The organism is Mycobacterium innocens (assembly GCF_900566055.1).
GTDB classification, from domain to species: Bacteria; Actinomycetota; Actinomycetes; order Mycobacteriales; family Mycobacteriaceae; genus Mycobacterium; species Mycobacterium innocens.
The window spans coordinates 12,326-32,417 of the sequence record NZ_UPHQ01000004.1 but is presented as its reverse complement, the minus strand read 5'-3'; the positions used below and the strand labels follow the sequence as shown (position 1 = coordinate 32,417).

General features: G+C 67.8%; 15 protein-coding genes and 2 pseudogenes. 10 read left to right on the top strand and 7 right to left on the bottom strand.

The features are described 5' to 3' along the window. Nucleotides 1–671 (bottom strand): PE family protein (locus tag EET03_RS00265; RefSeq protein WP_136625619.1); only part of this gene is annotated, 671 nt, incomplete at its 3' end. A gap of 278 nt (nt 672–949) precedes the next feature. Here EET03_RS00265 and EET03_RS00260 point away from each other — a divergent pair. Continuing rightward, entirely contained in the window at nt 950–1,183 is a 234-nt protein-coding gene (locus tag EET03_RS00260) for a hypothetical protein (protein ID WP_063470774.1), read from the top strand. Nucleotides 1,184–1,244: 61 nt separating this feature from the next. Here the strand turns inward: EET03_RS00260 and EET03_RS00255 are convergent. After that, nucleotides 1,245–1,337: pseudogene (locus EET03_RS00255) on the bottom strand (DUF899 domain-containing protein); the annotation flags it as partial. Here EET03_RS00255 and EET03_RS00250 point away from each other — a divergent pair. Both EET03_RS00250 and EET03_RS00245 read left to right on the top strand, forming a co-directional pair. After that, nucleotides 1,335–1,604 carry a sigma-70 family RNA polymerase sigma factor family protein gene (locus EET03_RS00250; RefSeq protein ID WP_075541072.1) on the top strand — a complete coding sequence of 90 codons (270 nt, stop codon included), beginning with the start codon at nt 1,335–1,337 and terminating at the stop codon, nt 1,602–1,604. The pseudogene EET03_RS00255 and the gene EET03_RS00250 overlap by 3 nt on opposite strands. A gap of 101 nt (nt 1,605–1,705) precedes the next feature. Beyond that, on the top strand, nt 1,706–6,535 hold the full coding sequence (locus EET03_RS00245) for a cation-translocating P-type ATPase (protein ID WP_099193876.1): 4,830 nt from the start codon (nt 1,706–1,708) through the stop codon (nt 6,533–6,535). On the opposite strand, the gene EET03_RS00240 is transcribed toward EET03_RS00245, so the two are convergent. The 3 genes from EET03_RS00240 to EET03_RS00230 all read right to left on the bottom strand — a co-directional run bounded on the left by EET03_RS00240 (nt 6,526) and on the right by EET03_RS00230 (nt 10,083). Beyond that, entirely contained in the window at nt 6,526–8,112 is a 1,587-nt protein-coding gene (locus EET03_RS00240; RefSeq protein WP_075541074.1) for an AMP-binding protein, read from the bottom strand. The two genes, EET03_RS00245 and EET03_RS00240, sit on opposite strands and share 10 nt — an antisense overlap. 2 nt (nt 8,113–8,114) lie before the next feature. Then, nucleotides 8,115–9,035 (bottom strand): SDR family NAD(P)-dependent oxidoreductase, encoded by a 921-nt coding sequence (locus EET03_RS00235; protein ID WP_075541075.1) that lies wholly within the window; start codon nt 9,033–9,035, stop codon nt 8,115–8,117. Between the two features lie 100 nt (nt 9,036–9,135). Further along, entirely contained in the window at nt 9,136–10,083 is a 948-nt protein-coding gene (locus EET03_RS00230; protein ID WP_075541076.1) for an oxygenase MpaB family protein, read from the bottom strand. 212 nt (nt 10,084–10,295) lie between these two features. Between EET03_RS00230 and EET03_RS00225 the strand changes: the two genes are divergently transcribed. From EET03_RS00225 to EET03_RS00210, 4 genes and pseudogenes are all read left to right on the top strand, one after another. Continuing rightward, complete coding sequence (locus EET03_RS00225) at nt 10,296–10,901, top strand: TetR/AcrR family transcriptional regulator (protein ID WP_075541077.1); 606 nt, start codon at nt 10,296–10,298, stop codon at nt 10,899–10,901. Between the two features lie 47 nt (nt 10,902–10,948). Next, nucleotides 10,949–11,392, top strand: a pseudogene (locus EET03_RS00220) (adenylate/guanylate cyclase domain-containing protein); the annotation flags it as partial. Between the two features lie 90 nt (nt 11,393–11,482). Then, nucleotides 11,483–13,729, top strand: coding sequence for a heavy metal translocating P-type ATPase (locus tag EET03_RS00215; RefSeq protein ID WP_075541079.1), 2,247 nt, complete (start codon nt 11,483–11,485; stop codon nt 13,727–13,729). Then, complete coding sequence (locus tag EET03_RS00210; RefSeq protein ID WP_075541080.1) at nt 13,729–13,953, top strand: heavy-metal-associated domain-containing protein; 225 nt, start codon at nt 13,729–13,731, stop codon at nt 13,951–13,953. Before EET03_RS00215 ends, EET03_RS00210 begins: the two co-directional genes overlap by 1 nt. Before the next feature lie 21 nt (nt 13,954–13,974). Here EET03_RS00210 and EET03_RS00205 read toward each other — a convergent pair whose 3' ends face one another. Both EET03_RS00205 and EET03_RS00200 read right to left on the bottom strand, forming a co-directional pair. Next, the gene (locus tag EET03_RS00205; protein WP_075541081.1) at nt 13,975–14,619 is read right to left on the bottom strand and encodes a TetR/AcrR family transcriptional regulator; all 645 of its coding nucleotides are present in this window, start codon (nt 14,617–14,619) and stop codon (nt 13,975–13,977) included. A 78-nt stretch (nt 14,620–14,697) separates the two neighbouring features. Continuing rightward, nucleotides 14,698–15,804, bottom strand: coding sequence for an NAD-dependent epimerase/dehydratase family protein (locus EET03_RS00200; protein WP_082274396.1), 1,107 nt, complete (start codon nt 15,802–15,804; stop codon nt 14,698–14,700). 390 nt (nt 15,805–16,194) lie between these two features. Here EET03_RS00200 and EET03_RS00195 point away from each other — a divergent pair, with 390 nt between their 5' ends. The 3 genes from EET03_RS00195 to EET03_RS00185 are packed head-to-tail and all read left to right on the top strand — an operon-like array spanning nt 16,195 to nt 19,811. Beyond that, complete coding sequence (locus EET03_RS00195; RefSeq protein WP_075540830.1) at nt 16,195–17,262, top strand: PrpF domain-containing protein; 1,068 nt, start codon at nt 16,195–16,197, stop codon at nt 17,260–17,262. Nucleotides 17,263–17,265: 3 nt separating this feature from the next. Further along, nucleotides 17,266–18,528 carry an AbrB family transcriptional regulator gene (locus tag EET03_RS00190; RefSeq protein WP_082274394.1) on the top strand — a complete coding sequence of 421 codons (1,263 nt, stop codon included), beginning with the start codon at nt 17,266–17,268 and terminating at the stop codon, nt 18,526–18,528. 2 nt (nt 18,529–18,530) lie between these two features. Continuing rightward, the gene (locus EET03_RS00185) at nt 18,531–19,811 is read left to right on the top strand and encodes an MFS transporter (RefSeq protein ID WP_075540832.1); all 1,281 of its coding nucleotides are present in this window, start codon (nt 18,531–18,533) and stop codon (nt 19,809–19,811) included. The last annotated feature ends 281 nt before the right edge of the window (nt 19,812–20,092 follow it).

The window sequence follows — 20,092 nt, the reverse complement described above, 5'->3', positions numbered from 1 at the left end:
GGCCCACCGTTGGCGCCCACGGCGATCGCACCCACGCCGCCCGGCCCCCCGGCGCCTCCGTTGCCGAACAGCCACCCGCCGCTGCCGCCTGCCCCGCCCGCTTTGCCGGCCACCGAGGCGACCGTGCCCGGACCGCCGGCTCCTCCTGCCCCGCCGTTACCGATCAGTCCGGCCGACCCTCCATTGCCGCCGAGCTGACCCGGTCCGCCGGAGCCGCCGTTGCCGCCGTTGCCGTAAAGCAGGCCACCCGGCCCGCCGTCCTGCCCGGTGTTGGGTAGACCGTTGGTGCCATTGCCGATCAGCGGGCGGCCCAGCATGGCCTGAGCGGGCGCATTGACCGCGTTGAGCACGTTTCGCTCCAGGGTCTGCATGGCCTGAAGCGGCAACACGTTGGCTGCTTCGGCCGCCGCGTAGGAGGCCGCACCCGCGCCGAGCGCGCGAACGAATTGGTCGTGGAAAGCGACCGCCTGGGCGCTCAACGCCTGATACGCCTGCGCGTGCGCATCGAACAGCGCGGCGATGACTGCCGACACCTCGTCGGCCCCGGCGGCCAACACACCCGTGGTCGGGATGGCGGCGGCGGCGTTGGCCGAGCTGATCGCCGCGCGGATGCCCGCGAGATCCGTCGCAGCTGCCGCAACCATTTCCGGAGACGCGATCACAAATGCCATCGGTATCTTCTCCTGTCGAGGCCCCGCCGAGGACGTCGGAAGGAATTAAGCCTAACGAGGATTTGGTGGCCCGCATGCGGGAATGTTCCCGTTCGAACCGAGGTGGATCTGCACTGCGCTACACAGACGCCTTGTCCGCCAGCCATTCCCGTGCACCCGCGGTGAGCCGGCACGGCCGAGCTCTGGATGTGCGGCCCACCGGCACCCGGCCAGGTCCCGACGTCGCGCCAACACTGCGGGTGTTCCCTGGTGCACTGAATTGGCTTACTGTGTGTTGCGTGGAGTCACACGGAACCCCTGAATTGGTGGCCGTCGAAAATTTGCACTCTGGTGACCCGATCACCGATATCAACGGTGGGGGTCAAAGGTACATAGTTCTCGAATCCAAGGCCGTCGGTGATGGCTGCGTGGTTCTCGAACTCGAGTCCAGGGTCGACCATCGACTGCAGGTCATCGAGAAGTCATTCCCCACCGGCTATCACGTTGGCCGGGCGAACCACCGCATTCTGTAGAGGCGAATTCCGTCGCCCGAATACCCGACCCGCGTGGCCCTTTCGGCGGCTACCGGTTGACTCAGGTATTCCGCGGCGGCCTGATGTCGTTGGGATCGTCGGGGTCCGGCTCACCGAACCAGCGCGACGGCTCGTCCCGGCCGTATCCGTCATGCCGCCGGTGCCCGTGTGGTTCACCGGCCGAGACGCCGTGCTGCGCTTTCTTGCCGTCCGCGCTTACACCAGGGCCGGCGACCTCGCCATGGTCCCGACGGCCGCCAACGGGCAACCCGCGGCTGCGGAGTACCGACGCGGTGACGATAACGTGATGCGGGCTCATTCCGTGCATGTCCTGACCCCGGGTGCCACCGGGATCGCTGCGATGACCGTCTTTCTCGATCCGAGCCTGTTTAGCTCATTCGGTTTGCCGTCAACTCGGTAGCCGCGCCTACCGCACGCCGGGTAGACAGGTCGTCGACACGCCGCGAGTATTAGGGCGCGGTAAGCCGCGCTAGGCCGCGGTAAGCATTGAGAGGTGACGGAATGAAGGTGCCGGGTGTGGCCGACGTCGTCGGCGGGATCACCGGAGGGGCCACCCAGGCCTTGCGGGCCGGGGTGAGTGGTGTGGCCGGCGCTGTGGGCGCGGTGGAGATGCTGGCCAGCCCGGTGCTGGAGCTGATCGTCCCGGTGGTGGAGGCCGCGGCTCAGTCGACCGGACATGCGCTCGGCATGACGAATTCCGCTACCGAACGGGCCCGGCGCCTCGCGCCGCCGATGCGTTGGCACAGTGGGCGTCGAGTTCACCTGGACCTCGATCCATTGCTGCCGTTTCCCCGATGGCACGAGCATGCGGCGGTGCTCGAGGAGCCGGTTCGCCGGATTCCGGGAGTCGCCGAGGCCCATGTGGAAGGCGCGTTGGGCCGTTTGGTGCTCGAAATCGCGGCCGATGCCGACAGCGACGCCGTCGTGGACGAGGTGCGCGAAACGGTGTGTGCCGTCGCCGCGGACCTCACCTCCACGGTGTCGGCACCGCGGACCGCGCCCTTCGCCGACCCGGGCAACCCGCTGGCCATTCTGGTGCCGTTGACCGCGGCGGCGATGGACGTGGTAGCCCTCGGCGCGTCGGTGACCGGCTGGTTCACCCGGCTGCCCGTCGCGCCGCGAAGTGCGCGCGCGGCGGCCGCGCTGATGAACAACCAACCTCGGGTGGTGGCGGTGCTGGAGTCGCGGCTGGGCAGGGTCGGCACCGACCTTGCGCTGAGCGCCTCGACAGCCGTGGCGTCCGGGTTGAGCCAATCGGTCGGCACCCCGCTGCTCAACCTGGCCCAGCGCGGCCTGCAGCTGTCCGAGGCGGCGGCGCATCGGCAACGATGGCGTGTCCGCGAGCCCGAGCTCGCCTCACCCGGCCGGCCCCAGGCGCCGGTGGTCCCGGTCATCTCGTCGGCGGGTCCCGATTCGCACGCGCCCCGGCACAACTGGGCAGCCACGGCCGCGGGCGACGCCTCGCACATCGTTGTCGACGGGGCGATCGATGCCGCGATCGACACCGCCAAGGGCTCGATGGCCGGGCCGGTCGAAACCTACGTGGACCAAGCCGCCAACGGCTCGGCGGTGGCAGCGGTGGGCGCGCTACTGGCCGGCGGCGGACCCGCCGAGGCCGGCGAGGCCATCCTGGCGGGAGTGCCGAAGGCGGCCCACCTGGGTCGGCAGGCGTTCGCCGCGATCCTGGGTCGCGGCTTGGCCAACTCCGGGCAACTGATCCTCGACCCGGGCGCGCTGCGGCGGCTCGATCGAGTGAAAGTGGTTGTCATCGACGGCGCCGCGCTGCGCGGCGATCACCGTGCCGTCTTGCGGGCGCGCGGCGACGAGCCCGGCTGGGATGACGACCGCGTCTACGAGGTTGCCGACGCGCTGCTGCACGGCGAGGAGGCACCCGAGCCCGACCCCGACGAATTGCCCGCGACCGGCGCACGGTTGAAATGGGTTCGGGCGCAAGGGCCGTCGGCGGCTCCGGCGCAGGGCCTGGAACGTGCCGACCTGATTGTCGACGGCGAGACGGTGGGCAGCGTCGACATCGGATGGGAGGTCGACCCCTACGCGATCGCGTTGCTGCAGACCGCACACCGAACCGGAGCACGGGTGGTCTTGCGCCATGTCGCCGGCACCGAGGATCTGGCCGCCAGTGTCGGCGCGACGCATCCGCCCGGCACGCCGCTGCTGAGGTTGGTGCGCGAACTGCGGGCGGATCGCGGCCCGGTGCTGCTGATCACCGCATTGCACCGCGACTTCGCCTCCACCGATACGTTGGCCGCGCTCGCCATCGCCGACGTCGGGTTGGCCCTCGATGATCCCCGCGCGGCCACACCGTGGACGGCGGACATCATCACCGGCACCGATCTCGCCGCCGCCGTGCGAATCCTGTCGGCGCTGCCGGTGGCGCGGTCGGCCAGTGAATCCGCAGTGCGCCTCGCTCAGGGCGGCACCACCCTGGCCGGCCTGCTGCTGGTCACCGGTGATCCGCGGCGGACCACCAATCCGCTCTCGTTGCGACGCTGGTTCAACCCGGTCAATGCCGCTGCCGCAACCGCTTTGGTGTCGGGCGCGCTCTCGGCCGGCAAGGTGCTGCGGCTGCCCGATCCCACCCCGCAACCGTTGACCGCCTGGCACGCCCTGGACCCCGAGATCGTCTATGCGCGGCTGGCCGGCGGATCCCGGCCGTTGGCGGCCGAGCCTGGAACCCCGGAATGGCGGCGCCGTCTCGACGACCTGTCCTACACCCCGGTGCTGGCGCCGCTGCGCAAACCGGCGAGGAACCTGGTGAAGCTGGCGGCTGCCACCCGGCACGAGCTCGCCGATCCGCTGACTCCGATCCTGGCCGTCGGCGCGGCGGCCTCGGCAATCGTCGGCAGCAACGTCGATGCGCTGCTGGTCGCGGGCGTGATGACGATCAACGCGATCACCGGTGGGGCGCAACGGCTGCGGGCCGAGGCCGCGGCCGCCGAGCTGTTCGCCGAGCAGGACCAGTTGGTGCGCCGCGTGGTGGTCCCGGCGGTCGCGACGACTCGGCGCCGGCTGGAGGCGGCCCGTACCGCGACCCGGACGGCCACGGTGTCGGCGAAATCGCTGCGCACCGGCGATGTCATCGACCTGGCCGCACCCGAGGTGGTACCGGCGGACGCCCGGGTGTTGGTAGCCGAGGACCTGGAGGTCGACGAATCCCTGCTCACCGGTGAGTCGTTGCCGGTCGGTAAGCAAGTGGATCCCGTCGCCGTCAACGACGACGACCGGGCCAGCATGCTGTTCGAGGGCAGCACCATCGTGGCCGGGCACGCCCGGGCCATCGTGGTGGCCACCGGCGTCGGTACCGCGGCGCACCGCGCCATCTCGGCGGTCGCCGACGTCGAAACCTCGGCCGGGGTACAGGCCCGGCTGCGGGAGCTGACCAGTAAGGTCCTGCCGCTGACGCTTGCCGGCGGTGCCGCGGTGACCGGCTTGGCGCTACTGCGGCGCGCTTCACTGCGTCAGGCGGTCGCCGACGGCGTCGCGATCGCGGTCGCCGCCGTGCCCGAGGGCTTGCCGTTGGTCGCCACCCTGTCGCAGCTGGCCGCCGCGCAGCGGCTGACCGCGCGCGGCGCGCTGGTGCGCGCCCCCCGCACCATCGAAGCGCTGGGCCGCGTCGACACCGTCTGCTTCGACAAGACCGGCACCCTGACCGAGAACCGGCTGCGGGTGGTGTGCGCCATTGCGGGTTCGGCCACGCCACAACAGTCGTTCCCCGACACCTCCGACCCGCGCTCGGCGGCGGTGCTGCGGGCCGCCGCGCGCGCGTCCACCCAGCCCCACGACGGGCAAGGACACGCCCACGCCACCGACGAGGCGATCCTGGTTGCGGCGAATTCCCTTGACGGTCAGGGTGATTCGGAATGGACTTTGGTGGCCGAGGTGCCGTTCGAATCCAGTCGCGGCTACGCGGCGGCCATCGGCAAGACGGCCGACGACGACGCCCAGCCGGTGCTCATGCTCAAGGGCGCCCCGGAGACGATTTTGCCGCGCTGCCGGTTCGCCGACCCGGACGCCGACCTCGAGCATGCCGAGTCGCTGGTGCACAGTCTCGCCGAGCAGGGCTTGCGGGTGCTCGCAGTCGCCCGGCGCCCCTGGGAGCACGACACCCTCGACGACGACGACACCGACGCCGACGCCGTCGATGCCGCCGCCCACGATCTTGAACTGCTGGGCTATGTCGGCCTCGCCGACACCGCGCGCCCCTCGGCGCGGCCGTTGATCGAAGCACTGCTGGACGCCGAACGCCACGTGGTGCTGATCACCGGCGACCATCCGGTCACCGCGCGGGCGATCGCCCGCCAGCTGGGCCTGCCGCCGGACGTGCGGGTGGTGACCGGAGCCGAACTGGCCAATCTCGACGAGGACGGCTGCGCCAAAATCGCCGCCGACGTACCGGTATTCGCCCGGGTCAGCCCGGAGCAAAAGGTCCAGATCGTCGCCGCTCTGCAGCGTTGCGGGCGGGTGACCGCGATGGTCGGCGACGGCGCCAACGATGCCGCCGCCATCCGGATGGCCGACGTGGGTATCGGGGTGAGCGGTCGCGGTTCGTCGGCCGCCCGCGGTGCGGCCGACATCGTCTTGACCGACGACGATCTCAGCGCGCTGCTCGACGCGCTGGTCGAGGGCCGCAGCATGTGGGCGGGGGTGCGCGACGCGGTCACCATCCTGGTCGGCGGCAACGTGGGTGAGGTGCTGTTCACCATCATCGGGACCGCGTTCGGGGCCGGCCGCGCGCCGGTGGGGACCCGCCAGCTGCTGCTGGTCAACCTGCTCACCGACATGTTCCCGGCCCTTGCCGTGGCCGTCACGTCGCAATATGCCGCACCCGACGAGGCCGAATACGAGTCCGAGGAAGAGGCCGAAGAGGCCCGTCGCAACCACCGGCGGGCGGTGCTGACCGGCCCGACGCCCTCCCTCGACGCGCCGCTGATGCGCCAGATCGTCACCCGCGGCGCGGTCACGGCAGCCGGTGCGACGGCGGCCTGGGCCATCGGCCGCTGGACACCGGGAACCGAACGCCGTACCTCGACAATGGGATTGACCGCGCTGGTGACCACCCAGTTGGCGCAGACCCTACTGACCCGGCGGCACAGCCCCCTGGTCGTGGCGACCGCGCTGGGCAGCGCGGCCGTCTTGGTGGGCATCATCCAAACCCCGGTTGTCAGCCACTTTTTCGGATGCACACCGCTGGGGCCGGTCGCCTGGACGGGTGTGTTCGGCGCCACCGCCGGAGCCACCGTGGTCTCGGTGTTCGCGCCGAAGTGGTTGGCCAACACCATCGGCGTCGCGCAAGACGACGATCAGGAGTGAGATTCGGGGCCGGCGAGGGTCATCAGCTCCTTGCGCAACACCTTGCCGGTCGTATTGCGCGGGATGCGGCTGACGGCGTGAATGTCTCTGGGCTGCTCGAATCGAGAAACCTTGCCCTTCACGTACTCCCGGATCTCCTCCGGGTCGATGTCGCGGTTCGCCCGGGGGACGATGAACGCGGCCAACCGATGACCGAACCGTTCGTCGGGTACACCGATGACCGCGTTCTCGGCGATGTCGGGATGTTGGGCGAGAGCATTTTCCAGGGCACGCGGATAGACATTCTCGCCACCCGAGAGGATCATGTCGTCTTCTCGCCCGACGATGTACAGCCGGCCCGACTCGTCGAGGTAGCCCATGTCGCCGGTACTGGCCATGCCGTCGATGACGACTTTGCCGCCACCGCCGGTATAGCCGTCGGATTTCAGTTCACCACCGACGAAGATGCGTCCGGTGACCCGGGGTCCGACCGGGCGGCCGCTTCGATCGAAGATGCGGACCGGGCAACCGGCGACGGGCCTGCCCACCGTTTCCGGGGCGGCCCGCAACTCGGCCGGTGTGGCCAAGGATCCGATGCCGACCTCGGTGGAGCCGTAGAGGTTGTAGAGGATGTCACCGTAGGTATCCATGAACCGTCGCGCCAGGCCCGGATCGAGCCGGTCCCCGCTGGAGATCACCACCCGCAGGCATGGAACCGGGTTTCGCGCCCGTACCCGCTGGGGCAGATCCAGGATGCGGGCCAGCATGACCGGGACCGCGCTCAACGCATCGGCCCGGTGCAGCGACGCTTGGGCAAGCGCGGCTTCGGCATCGAAGCGTCGCCGGGTCAGCACCGTGCCGCCGAGGCCGATGGTCAGCGTGAGCATGCCGAAGCCCAGCCCGTGAAACATCGGCGTGGCCAAGGCCATCCGCGAGCCGACACGCAGCCGGGTGCGTTCGAGAACGGTCACCCCGACGCCCACGCCCGAGCCCACCTTGGGGGTGCGCGGCACCCCCTTGGGCACGCCCGTCGTACCCGAAGTCAACAGGATGATCCGACCCGACGCGACAACCTCCGGCCGCGCACCACCGCGCATGATGGTGACCGTCTGCGGATCGATTACCGTTGCCGACTCGCCGGTTTCGGCGACTTGGTCGACGAACTCCTTGTCGCACAGGATTATCCGGATTTGGTGGGAATTCTGCGCGGCCGCCAGCGCAGTGCTGCGGAATTCGGTGTTCACCAACACCACGTCGGCGCCCACCAGGCTCGCAGCGAACACCGACGTGACGAAATTGCGGCCGTTGCGGCACATCACGCCCACCGCCTGTCCGGCCCCGGCGCCGGTATCCGAGAGCTCGTGGGCAATCGATTCGGTCATCGACTGCAGCTCGCGGTAACTCAGCGCGCCGTCGTCGTCGATGATCGCGGTCCGGTCCGGCCATCGCGCCGCGGCAACCGCGAGCAGGGTGTACAGATTCATGCCGCCCCGATACAGCTCGCGGGCCAAGCGCAACAGCGCGACCGGGGCAGGCGGACTGAGCAGTCCGGAAAACAGCACCGCCCGAACCGCCGTGCTGACCACGCTGCTGACCATCGTCACCCTTCCGTCCGGGCCGAGCCGGCGAAGAACCGGCGGTGCCACAACCCTGCGGCGCGTTCGGCCGGTCCGGCCAGCAACACCGAGGCAAGTTCGGCGGGCCAGAGCCAGGGTGGCTCGTTGGTTCGGGGCCGCTCGATGATCGCTTTGGCGATGGCGTCGGCGGCCTCATCGGGATACAGGCCGGGAAGTCGCCCGAGAATGGGTGTGGGCTCGATCATCCGGGTGCGCACCAGCGCAAAGTAAACCGTCGTCACATCCACACCGTCGACGTGCAACTCCGGTGAAACGCTGCGCAGCCAGCGATCGAATGCTCCCTTGGAAGCCTGGTAGGCGCCCCATTGCGGGCCGGGCACCACGCGCACCCCGACGCTGGAGACGTTGACGATGTGCCCGCTGCCGGCCTCACGCATCGCCGGCAGCAGTCCCAGCAACAGCCAGATCGGCCCCAGGTAATTGATGTCGATGGTGCGCTGGAAGTCGTGCGGCCGGTCGTACTGGTCGTGCAGCGACCGGCGCAGCGACTTGCCCGCATTGCTCACCACGATGTCCAGCGGACCGTGGTTCTCGTTGATGTGCTTGGTCAGTACGCTGACGGCGGCCTCGTCGGCGAGATCGGCCGGATAGGCGATCGCTGCGCCGCCGCCGGCGTTGATGGCAGCCGCGACATCGTCGAGCCGGTCGGCCGATCGGGCAACGATCAGCACGGTCGCTCCGGCCGCGGCCAGTTTGCGGGCGGTCGCCTCGCCGATACCGTAGGACGCGCCGGTCACCAACACGGTCTTGCCGGAGACGGCGCCGCGCAGTTTGTCGGGATCCGATAGGCGCGCCGGGTTGGCCAGTCTGGTGCCGGCCTGTTCAAGGGCCTGTTCAAAGGCCTGTTCAAAGACCTTGGTGACCGCCTGCGTTGCCAGACTCATCCGACTAGATCTCCCGGTTGCGTTTTCACTATCTTGCCTATTTTGGCAATCTTGGCTCACGACCGCCATCGCGGTGCAAGGGGCTCCCGTCTGCGCGGTTCTACCCCGTCGCGCGGCGGTTGTGCAGCTTGCGCGGGTCGACGCCGCAACGGGCCCACGCGTCGGCTGCCCACGGCGCGTAGACCAACCTCAGCGGTAGCCGGTTGATCAGCGGATTCACCGCCCGGACCAGCGCCGCGAACCGCTGGAATCGGTTCTCCTTCCTGGCATCCCAGTCCAGGTCGCAGACGTCGCGCATTTGCGGCGGCAACGTCCCCACGATGACCAGCCGGGCGTAGGCGTTCAGTGGCGCGGACAAGACCGTCCACATCGTGCCGGGAACCTTGCGTGGACCCGGTATCCCTTTGCGGAGGTAACCGGTGCCGTACCGGACCGTCTGGTGCGGGACGAACCGCTCGAGCATGCCCTCCCAGTAGGTGCAGAATTCGTCGTAGGTCTGCGGCTGGCCGCGATCGCTGACGCCGTAAAGGCGGTACCAGGTCTTGCTTTCCTCGAAGATCTGCTCCTTCTCCGCGCGCGACAACCGCCGGATGAACATGTCCGCCGTGTAGAGGATCTGGTCGACGAAGGTGGCATGGGCCCAGTAGAACAACTCCGGGTTAAGCGCGTGATACCTCGAGCCGTCGCTGATGGTGCCTTTGATCGACTTGTGGAAGTCACGCACCGCGCGGCCCCAGGCGACGGGATCCTCGGAGTACACCGTTTTCATCAGTGGCGGTGCCGTCCGCCTGGCCCGGCCCACGGTGTCGCTGAAAATCACCGAATGATCGAAGACCCCCTGAGCGAGCTGCTCGATGCAGTTTTCGGTGCCCGCGACACGCTGGAAGCCGAAGATTTGGGTGCGGTAGTCGCCGTAGAACTTCCAGATCAGCGAATCCGGGCCCAGCCGCGGCGACGCGCTGTGGTCATCGGGTTGGTCGGCGAGCACCGGCACCGCTTCCCGCACACCGGTGTCGAATCTCGCGCCAGCGGTCAATTCAGCCGTCATCGAACCTCCGCGCCGCAACCTGACGAAGCAGTGACACAATTCTGTTTCTTTGTATCAAAGCTAGCCGGCTAGGTGGACGTCGGCAACGCTGCGTCCACAACGCGAGCCGCCCGGATAGACGTCGGCAACGCGGTACCGAGATTGCCGCGACGGTCGTTGATCTGGGCAAGCCACAGCCGCCACGGCAATTTCGCTGACAGGGCAGAACTATCATGCAGTCCAGAATGGGCGCCGAAACCAGCACGGACAGGGCCGAGTCGATCACCGGCCTGGACCGAACCATCCTGGACACCGCCCGCACGGTGTTCGAAACCTACGGCCTGCGCCGGGCCAACATCGAAGACGTCGCGGCGCGCGCCGGAGTGAGCCGCAGCACCATCTATCGACGCTTCCCCACCAAGGACGAGCTCTTCGAACGCGTCGTGCGCCGCGAAGCCGACCTGTTCTTCACCACGCTCGACAACGCCACCGACGGCCTCGATCCGCAGCAGGCGGTGATCGAGGCGTTCACCCTCGGGGTGCGACTTATCAAAGACTCACCGCTGTATGCGCGCATCGCCGAGAGCGAACCCGAGCTGTTCGGCATGTTCTCCCGATCGCATGTGTTCCCGATCGGCCAATTCGCCGACGGGATCGCCCGCACTCTGCGGCGCTGCGGTGCCGGCATTCCCGACGCCGACCTCGCCAACGTCGCCGACATCCTGCTGCGGGTCGCCGTCGGCATCATCATGTTCCCCACCGACCGCCTCGACACCTCCGACGACGCGGCCGTCCGCGACTACGCCGCCCGCTATCTCGTCCCGATCGTCAGCGGGTAGCCGTGTCCCAGGTGCCCCCCACTCCCAGGACCCGCTACGCCAAGTGTGACGATCGATGGCGCGACCTGCTCGACAACCACGACACCCTGGTCCGTCATGAAATCCAGCGATTCGGCGGGCAAGAGGTGAATACCGCGGGCGACGGGTTTGTCGCAACGTTCAACAGCCCCAGCGCGGCCATCGCCTGCGCGGCCGACGTCGTCGGCGCGGTCCGAGTACTCGGCATCGAGGTCAGAGTCGGCATCCACGCCGGTGAAGTCGAGGTACGCGGCGCCCGCAAAGGCCACCACGGCGACGTCGCCGGCATGGCCGTGCACATCGGCGCGCGGGTCTCCGCGCTCGCCGAACCCGGTGAAGTGCTGGTGTCCTCGACGGTGCGCGACATCGTCACCGGCTCCAAGCACAGCTTCGCCGAGCGCGGTGACCACGATCTCAAAGGTGTGCCGGGCCGGTGGCGGCTGTACGCACTGGTCAACGAGCATTCCCGATAGGGGGAACCGATTGCCGCCGGCGTCCGACTTGTAGGCTGACAAGGGCGCTAACGCCAATCCAAGCCAATCCGAGCCAATCCGAGGAGGGCCGTGGCGGCTCCAGTTGTGGGGGACTCCGACCTCGGCTCCGCGCGGCCGTCGCCGACATATATCCAGCTCGATATCGCCGGAATGTCCTGCGCCGCCTGCGCGAGCCGGGTCGAAGCGAAGCTGAACAAGGTTCCCGGGGTGCGGGCATCGGTCAACTTCGCCACCCGCGTCGCGACGATCGATGCCGTCGGCCTGGCGGCCGACGAGCTGTGCCAGGTGGTCGAGAGCGCCGGATACCACGCGGTCCCGCATGCGGAGTCGGCCACCGACCAGCGTGATCCCGACGCCGAGCATGCCCGCAAACTGTTATGGCGGCTGCTGGTGGCGGCGGTGCTCTTCGTGCCGCTGGCCGATCTGTCGACCATGTGCGCGCTCGTGCCCAGCGCCAGGTTCCCCGGCTGGGGATTTGTGCTGACCGCGCTGGCCGCCCCCATCGTGACGTGGGCCGCCTGGCCCTTCCACTCGGTGGCGCTGCGGAACGCGCGGCACCGGACCGCGTCGATGGAAACGCTCATCTCGGTGGGCATCACGGCGGCCACCGCCTGGTCGCTGTCGACCGTGTTCGTCGACAAGCATCCGCGGGAAAGCAGCGGAATCTGGCAGGCGATCCTCAACAGCGACTCCATCTATCTCGAGGTCGCCGCCGGAGTCACGGTCTTCGTCCTGGCCGGCCGGTACTTCGAGGCCCGCGCCAAATCCAAGGCCGGTAGCGCGTTGCGCGCGCTGGCTGCGCTGGGCGCCAAGGATGTGACGGTGCTGCTGCCCGACGGGGCCGAACTGGTGATCCCGGCCGGCGAACTCAAAAGACAGCAGCGCTTCGTGACCCGTCCCGGCGAAACCATCGCCGCCGACGGGGTCGTCGTCGACGGCACCGCGGCAATCGACATGAGCGCGATGACCGGCGAGGCCAAGCCGGTCCGGGCGGCTCCGGACTCCCCGGTCCTGGGCGGCACCGTCGTGCTGGACGGCCGCCTGGTCATCGAGGCCACCGCCGTGGGCGCCGACACCCAGTTCGCCGCGATGGTTCGCCTCGTCGAGGAAGCACAGGCGCAGAAGGCCGGCGCGCAACGCCTGGCCGATCGGATCTCCGCGGTGTTCGTGCCGGTCGTCTTTGCCATCGCGATAGTGGCCGGTGGGTGCTGGCTCCTCAGCGGCGCCGGTGCGGACCGGGCATTCTCGGTGACGCTCGGAGTACTGGTGATCGCCTGCCCGTGTGCGCTGGGGCTGGCCACCCCGACGGCGATGATGGTGGCCTCCGGGCGGGGTGCACAGCTGGGAATTTTCATCAAGGGTTACCGGGCGCTGGAAACCATCCACGGTATCGACACCGTGGTGTTCGACAAGACCGGCACCTTGACCGTCGGCCAGTTGCGGGTGAGCACGGTGACGACGGCCGGCGGGCGCGATTCCGCGGAGCTCCTGGCGCTCGCCGCCGCCGTGGAAGCGGCCTCCGAGCATGCCGTGGCAACCGCCATCGTCGCGGCGTCGCCGGCCCCGGCTCCGGTCGCCGAGTTCGCCGCGGTGGCCGGATGCGGCGTGTCGGGAATTGTCGACGGCCACCGCGTCGAACTCGGCAAACCCTCCTGGATCACCCGCGACATACCGTCCGACGCCGCGCTGGACGGTGCCCGCCGCGAAGGCGAGTCCCGCGGCGAGACAGTAGTTTTCGTGTCCGTCGACGGCGTGGCCTGCGCCGCCGTCACGATTGCCGACACGGTCAAGGAGTCGGCGGCCGACGCGGTCCGGGCGCTGCGCAGCCGTGGGCTGCAGACCATGCTGCTCACCGGCGACAATCAGGCCGTGGCCGACGCGGTCGCTTCCCGGGTCGGCATCGACACCGCCACCGCCGACGTGCTGCCCGAAGGCAAAGTCAGCGTGATCCAGCGCCTGCGCGACCAGGGACATACCGTCGCCATGGTCGGCGACGGCATCAACGACGGTCCGGCCCTGGCAGGTGCCGACCTGGGGCTGGCGATCGGGCGTGGCACCGACGTCGCGATCGGTGCGGCCGACATCATCCTGGTTCGCGACGACCTGCACATCGTCCCGCAGGCACTGGATCTGGCGCGCGCCACCTTGCGGACCATCCGGATGAACATGATCTGGGCGTTCGGCTACAACGTCGCCGCCATCCCGATCGCCGCCGCCGGCCTGCTCAACCCGCTGATCGCCGGTGCCGCCATGGCGTTCTCGTCGTTCTTCGTGGTGTCAAACAGCCTGCGGTTACGTAACTTCGGGAGTCAATGATGGCCGAACAGACCTTCTCCGTCGACGGACTGCGCTGTGCGGGGTGCGTCGACACCGTCACCAACGCGCTGACGGCCCTGGAGCCCGTCAGCTCCGTCGCCGTCGATCTGGACGCCGACGGCCCGTCGACAGTGCGGATTTCGGCCGATGTGGAACTCACCCGCGAACAGGTGCAGGCGGCACTGTCGGCAAGTGGCGACTTTTCCGTCGTCGGCCAGGGGTAGCGCCGGCCACCGCAGCCGCGCTCAGCGCAGAGGATGTGCGGGTTCCGCGCTGATCTCCAAAGCATCAGCGGCGGAACGAATTTCGGGTAATCGAGTGGGATCCGCCAGCAACGCCACCAAGGTGAATTCCACGATCTCAATAGGATCGACCGCGAGATCCGGGAACGTCACTGCGTCGAACATCGCCTCGATCAGCCTGGCTGCCGAAACCGGATTCAGCTCGCGCACATCGCCTTCGTCCTGTCCCGCCCGGATGAGATCCACGATCACCGGCTCGATCTTCGAAACCAGCGCCTGTTCGGCCGCGAAAGCGTCGTCCTGCTGCAGTTCTGGGGTGATGATGATGGCGGCCAGCACGTTGGGTGAGCGATTCACATACTCGTAGGCCTCTCGGAGCCAGCGGTGCAGCTTGACCACCGCCGGGGCGCGCACCGCCGCAAGCTCGTCGGCCACCGCCAGTGGACGCTCCAGAGCGAGCCGCACCAACGCCGCGAGGATGTCTTTCTTCGAGGAGAAGTGCTTGTAGAGGGCCGGCTGCTCGACGCCGACAGCGGCGGCGATCTCCCGGGTCGAGGTGGCGGAGTAGCCCCGCAGCGAGATGAGCTCAGCGGCCGCGCGCAGGATGCGGTCCGCCGTTGGGCTGCGTCGTGCGGCTTCCCCGGACATGCACCTAAGGTAAGCCATCAGCCACCAGCGCAGCTGTGCGGTTGCGGTACGACACGAGCAGCATCGCGGCCCGGCCTCTCAGGCTTCTGCCGCGAGCCGCTGTGTCGGATGCGACCGTGACCGCGGCGCGGTCGCGGGATGTTGGTTACGGGGCGCTACACCGGCACACTGACCGCGGTGGGCCTTGGCAGGCCTATCGGTCCTGGCCGGGTGGAATACCCCTACGTGGTAGGAGCTGCTGGCATATTCCTTGGCGCCCACTAGTTGCGACAGCGGCGTCCGGACCGGTTCGTCGTCGGCCACCCGGGCTGCGACGGCATTCAGATCGAAGCGTGGATTCCATCCCAGTTCCTGGCGGGCCCGGGTGTTGACATACACGCGGTCCAGCCGGTCGGGGAACCGCCAACCCCGTTCGGCCCACACCGCCGCGGCGTGCGGCACCCGACGCGCCAGCACCGCGGCTGCGTCGGTTCGCAGCTCGGCGATGTCCTCCTGAGCGAACGGCGTGGTGGCGGAGATGATGTACCGGGCGAATCCCAGGCTCGGTGCCAGCTGCGCCGCCCTCAGATGCGCGTCGACCGCGTCCTCGAGAGCGACGCGCCGGCACGCGTACTCGTTGGCCTTGATGTTGTCGTCGCTGCGTCCGTCGTACTCGTCGGGCATGTCATCCAACTCGGCGAAAAACCGCGCCACCCGCAACACCACACACGCCAGGCCGTCGTTGCGATGCGCCAGCTGGCACAGGTCCTCGGCGGCGGCCTTGGTCACGCCGTAGATGTTTTTCGGTATCGGTACCACCGATTCGTCGATCCAGGCCGCGGGCTCACCCGGCGGCGGCACCAGCGCGTCCCCGAAAACCGTTGTCGAGGAAGTCATCACGAAGGAGCGGACGTTCGCCGCGACCGCAGCTTCGAGCAGCTGATGGGTGCCGCTGATATTCGTCTCCACAAATTCATGGCTCGGCACGAAGGCCAGCTGCGGCTTGTGCAGGGTGGCCGTGTGGAATACCACCTCCACGCCGGCCATCACCTCGCGCAGCAAACCCGGGTCAGTCACGGACCCGACAACATCGGTCCACTTCGACGGCCGGCTGTCCAGGCCGATGACGTCGGCTCCGCGCTGCCGCAGGGTGCGCACCAGGGCCTCGCCCAGGTGGCCGGAGCTGCCGGTCACCAGGGTGCGCATGTTGAATTCCGGCATCCGAGCCCGCGAGCTCGTCGCGATTGCGGCTTCGCGTTGATGGTTATCAGTGGATAACATGTGCTAATGGTATCGGCCGATAACCGGTTGTCAAGACGCCTTTCGGCGTGGCTTCAGGCGGTAGCGGCCGTTCCCGTAACGCCGACCTTTCAGCGGCGCTCACCCCTTGACCGCCATAGGTATCAATTGATAACTTCGGTTATCAATCGATAGCCGATGTCAACTGCACCGCCCTCCCTGGCAGCGCCGGGCAGTTAGCCCGGCACTCCAAGGAGGGTCAAAAAGGGAATGTCAATGGTGAAACCGAAACCACCGATGCCGGCCGTTGGCCGGCCACCTGGCCAGCGCGCCCACCCGGCCGGTAGCGGGCCCCAAATGATCTCGGTGCCAGCGATGTTGATGCGGGGCGGCACCTCCAAAGGGGTCTACCTGCTCAAGTCGGATCTCGATCGCGTCAGCGCAGACCCGAATGTGTTGCTGCCTGCCGTCATGGGCTCGCCGGATCACCGGCAGATCGACGGACTCGGCGGTGCCAGCTCAACGACCAGCAAGGTCGCGATAGTGGGGCCGGCGACCCGTCCGGGCTGCGACATCGACTATCTCTTCGCACAGGTGGAGGTCGAATCCATGCGGGTGGATTGGACACCGACGTGCGGGAACATCCTCGCCGGGGTCGGACCGTTCGCGATCGAGCGCGGACTTGTCGCAACGGTTGACGGTCACACCTCGATCCGGGTCCATCTGGTCAACACCGGCGCTACCGTGACGGTTTCGGTGCCCACCCCGGGCGGGCAGGTCCGGTATGCCGGCGGATTCGAAATCAGCGGTGTGCCCGGACGCGCGGCGGCGATCGACATGGTGTTCAGCAAGTTCTGCGGCGGGAGCACCGGGACATTGTTCCCGACGGGAAATCCCGTCGACGATGTCGACGGAGTCGCGGTCACCGCGATCGACGCCGGGGTGTGCGCCATCATCGCCCACGCGCAAGCGTTCGGGATCGCGGGCGACGAATCGCCGCGGCAGCTCACCGGCGATCGCGAATTGCTGCGCGATATCGAATCCGTCCGGCTGCGCGCTGCGTGCGCGATGGGCCTCGGCGACGTCACCGGACGCGTTCTGCCAAAGGTCATGCTGATCTCCAATTCGCACCTTGGCGATCTTCGGTCACGTTACTTCGTCCCGAGCAGCTGCCATCCAACCCACGCGGTTTCGGGGGCACTATGCCTGGCGACGGCAGCAACCTTCTCCGACACGGTCGTCGGAAGACTTCTCCCCCAACGCTTCACCGCCGGGCCGTTGGTGATCGAACATCCAGCCGGTGCGATGGACGTGGAAGTCGTCGATGGCGGCCGGGCCGACGGGATTTCCGCAGTGCTGCGCAGCACGGCGCGAAAGCTGTTCGACGGCTGCGTGTTTGCCGACCTGGACAAGATGGTCGCCTGAACGATGGGTATGCGACGAAAGCTGCGAACCGCCGGTTACTGGTTATGCTGTCTGCTACTCACAATGACACTTGGGCTGCTGCTCTCGGCATTCCACATGCCGATCGGATGGCTGATCGCCGCGCTGGCCAGTGCCGGATGCATTGCGGTGTTGGCGGGCCGGGAGTTTGTGCCGCACAAGCTTCTGCTTCGGCCGGCGCAAGGATGCATCGGCATGGCGGTCGCCCTGCCGCTGAGCGGCCTGGCCAGTACCACCATCGCCGGCTATCTCGGAATCTCTGCGGTGTGCTCCGCAGCGACGCTGATCTTATGCCTGGTCTGCGGCCTTGCCTTGACCCGCGCCGCGAAAACGCTGTCGCCGGCAACCGCGTTGCTGTCGACATTGGCGGGTGGGGCCAGCGGAATATGCACCATGGCACCGGAATTGCGCGTCGATCATCGCTACGTGGCTCTGTCGCAATACCTTCGGGTGGTCGTGGTCGCGCTGACGGTTCCGCTGGTCCTGCAATGTGTGGGCGCTCCAGCGGCCCGCTCGCATCCAACCGGGAGTCATGTCACGCTGGTCTCCAGTGCGGCCGCGATTGTGGTCATCGTCGCAGCCGGTTACGCCGGGTTGAAGTGGAAATGGCCGGCGCCGTTTCTGATCGCTCCCATGCTGGTCGCGTTGGTGACTCAACTCCCCGGCCCGGGGCAATTCGTGCTGGCCCTGCCGCCCGCGCTCAATGCCGTCGCATACGTGGTGATCGGGTGGCAGGCCGGAGGTGCCCTCACGCTTGGCGCCCTCCGTCAATGCCTGCGACTACTGCCCTTAACGTGCGCCTTCATCGCAGTCGCCATCGCTGGATGCTTGGTGTTGACGTTCGTGGTGTCGGCCTGGACCGGCGTGTCCTTTTCGCAGGCATATCTGGCGACCACACCGGGCGGAATCTATGTGGCGCTGGCAGCCAGCGACTCGGCGGCCGAGCCGCTGGTGGCGACCATGCAGGTGTTGCGTCTGCTGGTGATGAACATCGCCGCCATTATCGGCAGCAAACTGCTTACCACCCACAAGGATTCGCGCCCCGAAGGACCGCGGGAAGATCCGGGACTGCCGGCTGGCCTGCGCGCCGGGGTCGGTCGGCCATGGCGATTGGTCCGCGCCGGCCGGTCGACGAGCCCTGCTTTCGATGACCGGCAACGACGGTTGCTTTCCGCCTGCGCCACCGCGTCACCGCCGGCAATAGCGCCGGCTGCCGACACGGCATGGAACTCGACTCGGGTGATGTGACGATGGGAATAGTTGCTCAGTTCCGCAGCTTCAACCATCCCAGCCGCGTATTGATGGTCAACCAGTTCGCCATCAATGTGGGCTTCTACATGCTGATGCCGTACTTGGCCGGCTATCTGGCGGGCCCGCTGGGACTGGCGGCGTGGGCGGTGGGCCTGGTGCTGGGTGTGCGCAACTTCGCCCAGCAGGGCATGTTCTTCGTGGGAGGGACGCTGGCCGACCGGTTCGGCTACAAGCCGCTGATCGTGACCGGATGTCTGGTGCGTACCGGCGGATTCGTGCTGCTGGTGCTCGCGCAGTCATTGCCGATTGTGGTGATCGCCTCGGCAGCAATGGGTTTCGCTGGTGCGCTGTTCAATCCCGCAGCGCGCGCCTACCTCGCGGCCGACGCCGAAAACCGCAGGATCGAAGCGTTTGCGATGTTCAACGTCTTCTACCAGTCGGGGATTCTGCTCGGCCCGCTGGTTGGATTGGCGTTGGTGGCAATGGATTTCCGGATATCGGTCATGGCGGCTGCGGTCGTTTTCGCGGCTCTCAGTGTCGCGCAGCTGCTGGCGCTACCCCCGGACAAAGCCGGCCGGGTCGCGGGCGAGTCACGGAAAACGGAGAAGAGCTCGGTCATCGAGGACTGGCGCGTCGTGTTGGGCAACCGACCCGTATTGTGGTTCGCCGCAGCCATGATCGGCGCGTACGTGCTGGAATTCCAGATCAATCTCGCTTTTCCGCTGCATGCGTCGCGGCTGGCGCCGCACTCGCAGACATTGCTGGTGGCTGTGCTTTTCTTGATTTCAAGTTTGGTCACGGTGGCCGGCCAGCGCCACCTCACCCGCTGGTTCGGGGCGCGGTGGGAGCCCGGGCGCAGCCTTCCCATCGGAGTCATGTTGCTGACGGCGTCGTTCGTGCCCCTTGCGGTCGTTCCCAACGAGCAACGGTTCGGCACTGCCGTCGCGGTGCTGGCGCTGTTGCTGTCGGCGAGTCTGCTCGCGCTTGCCGCGGCGGTGGTGTTTCCGTTCGAGCTTGACAGGGTGGTGTCGTTGTCCGGAGACCGGCTGGTGGCCACCCATTACGGCTTTTACAAGACCGTCGTCGGAATCGGTCTGCTCATCGGCAATCTGGCGACCGGGGCGCTGCTCAGCGCCGCGCACCGCTTCAACTTCGACGAATTTGCCTGGGGGGCATTGATTCTCGTGGGATTGGTTGCGGTGGTGGGTCTGTCTCGGCACGGCAGGCACACCGCACCGGCGAGCGGGCCGGGGCGGGCCCTGGAAGTCGCGGCCGGGTGATCAGCCCTAGGCCTTCGTGTGAGCGCTTCGGGCGAGTATCAAAGCCGCTCCAGGGCCGAGCCAAGTCCTTTCGACGGCGACCTTGACACCAAGTTATCTGCTGATAACCTAGCTGGGGCGTGTAGTTATCGACTGATAACGTTCCCGCCTTCTGGGCTGACTTGAGGAGCAACCTCCATGTTTTCGATGAACCTTGAAGCCGAAAAGCTCTGTACCCATTGGTCATTGGCCATGCGGCTGCGGCTGAATGGAATCCGGCCGGTGACGGCGCCACGGCGCCT

Coding starts and splice junctions, on each gene's coding strand:
- EET03_RS00250 (WP_075541072.1), top strand. CDS start 1,335: ATGCCGCCGGTGCCCGTGTGGTTCACCGGCCGAGACGCCGTGCTGCGC.
- EET03_RS00245 (WP_099193876.1), top strand. CDS start 1,706: ATGAAGGTGCCGGGTGTGGCCGACGTCGTCGGCGGGATCACCGGAGGG.
- EET03_RS00240 (WP_075541074.1), bottom strand. CDS start 8,112: ATGGTCAGCAGCGTGGTCAGCACGGCGGTTCGGGCGGTGCTGTTTTCC.
- EET03_RS00235 (WP_075541075.1), bottom strand. CDS start 9,035: ATGAGTCTGGCAACGCAGGCGGTCACCAAGGTCTTTGAACAGGCCTTT.
- EET03_RS00230 (WP_075541076.1), bottom strand. CDS start 10,083: ATGACGGCTGAATTGACCGCTGGCGCGAGATTCGACACCGGTGTGCGG.
- EET03_RS00225 (WP_075541077.1), top strand. CDS start 10,296: ATGCAGTCCAGAATGGGCGCCGAAACCAGCACGGACAGGGCCGAGTCG.
- EET03_RS00210 (WP_075541080.1), top strand. CDS start 13,729: ATGGCCGAACAGACCTTCTCCGTCGACGGACTGCGCTGTGCGGGGTGC.
- EET03_RS00205 (WP_075541081.1), bottom strand. CDS start 14,619: ATGTCCGGGGAAGCCGCACGACGCAGCCCAACGGCGGACCGCATCCTG.
- EET03_RS00200 (WP_082274396.1), bottom strand. CDS start 15,804: ATGCGCACCCTGGTGACCGGCAGCTCCGGCCACCTGGGCGAGGCCCTG.
- EET03_RS00195 (WP_075540830.1), top strand. CDS start 16,195: ATGATCTCGGTGCCAGCGATGTTGATGCGGGGCGGCACCTCCAAAGGG.
- EET03_RS00190 (WP_082274394.1), top strand. CDS start 17,266: ATGGGTATGCGACGAAAGCTGCGAACCGCCGGTTACTGGTTATGCTGT.
- EET03_RS00185 (WP_075540832.1), top strand. CDS start 18,531: ATGGGAATAGTTGCTCAGTTCCGCAGCTTCAACCATCCCAGCCGCGTA.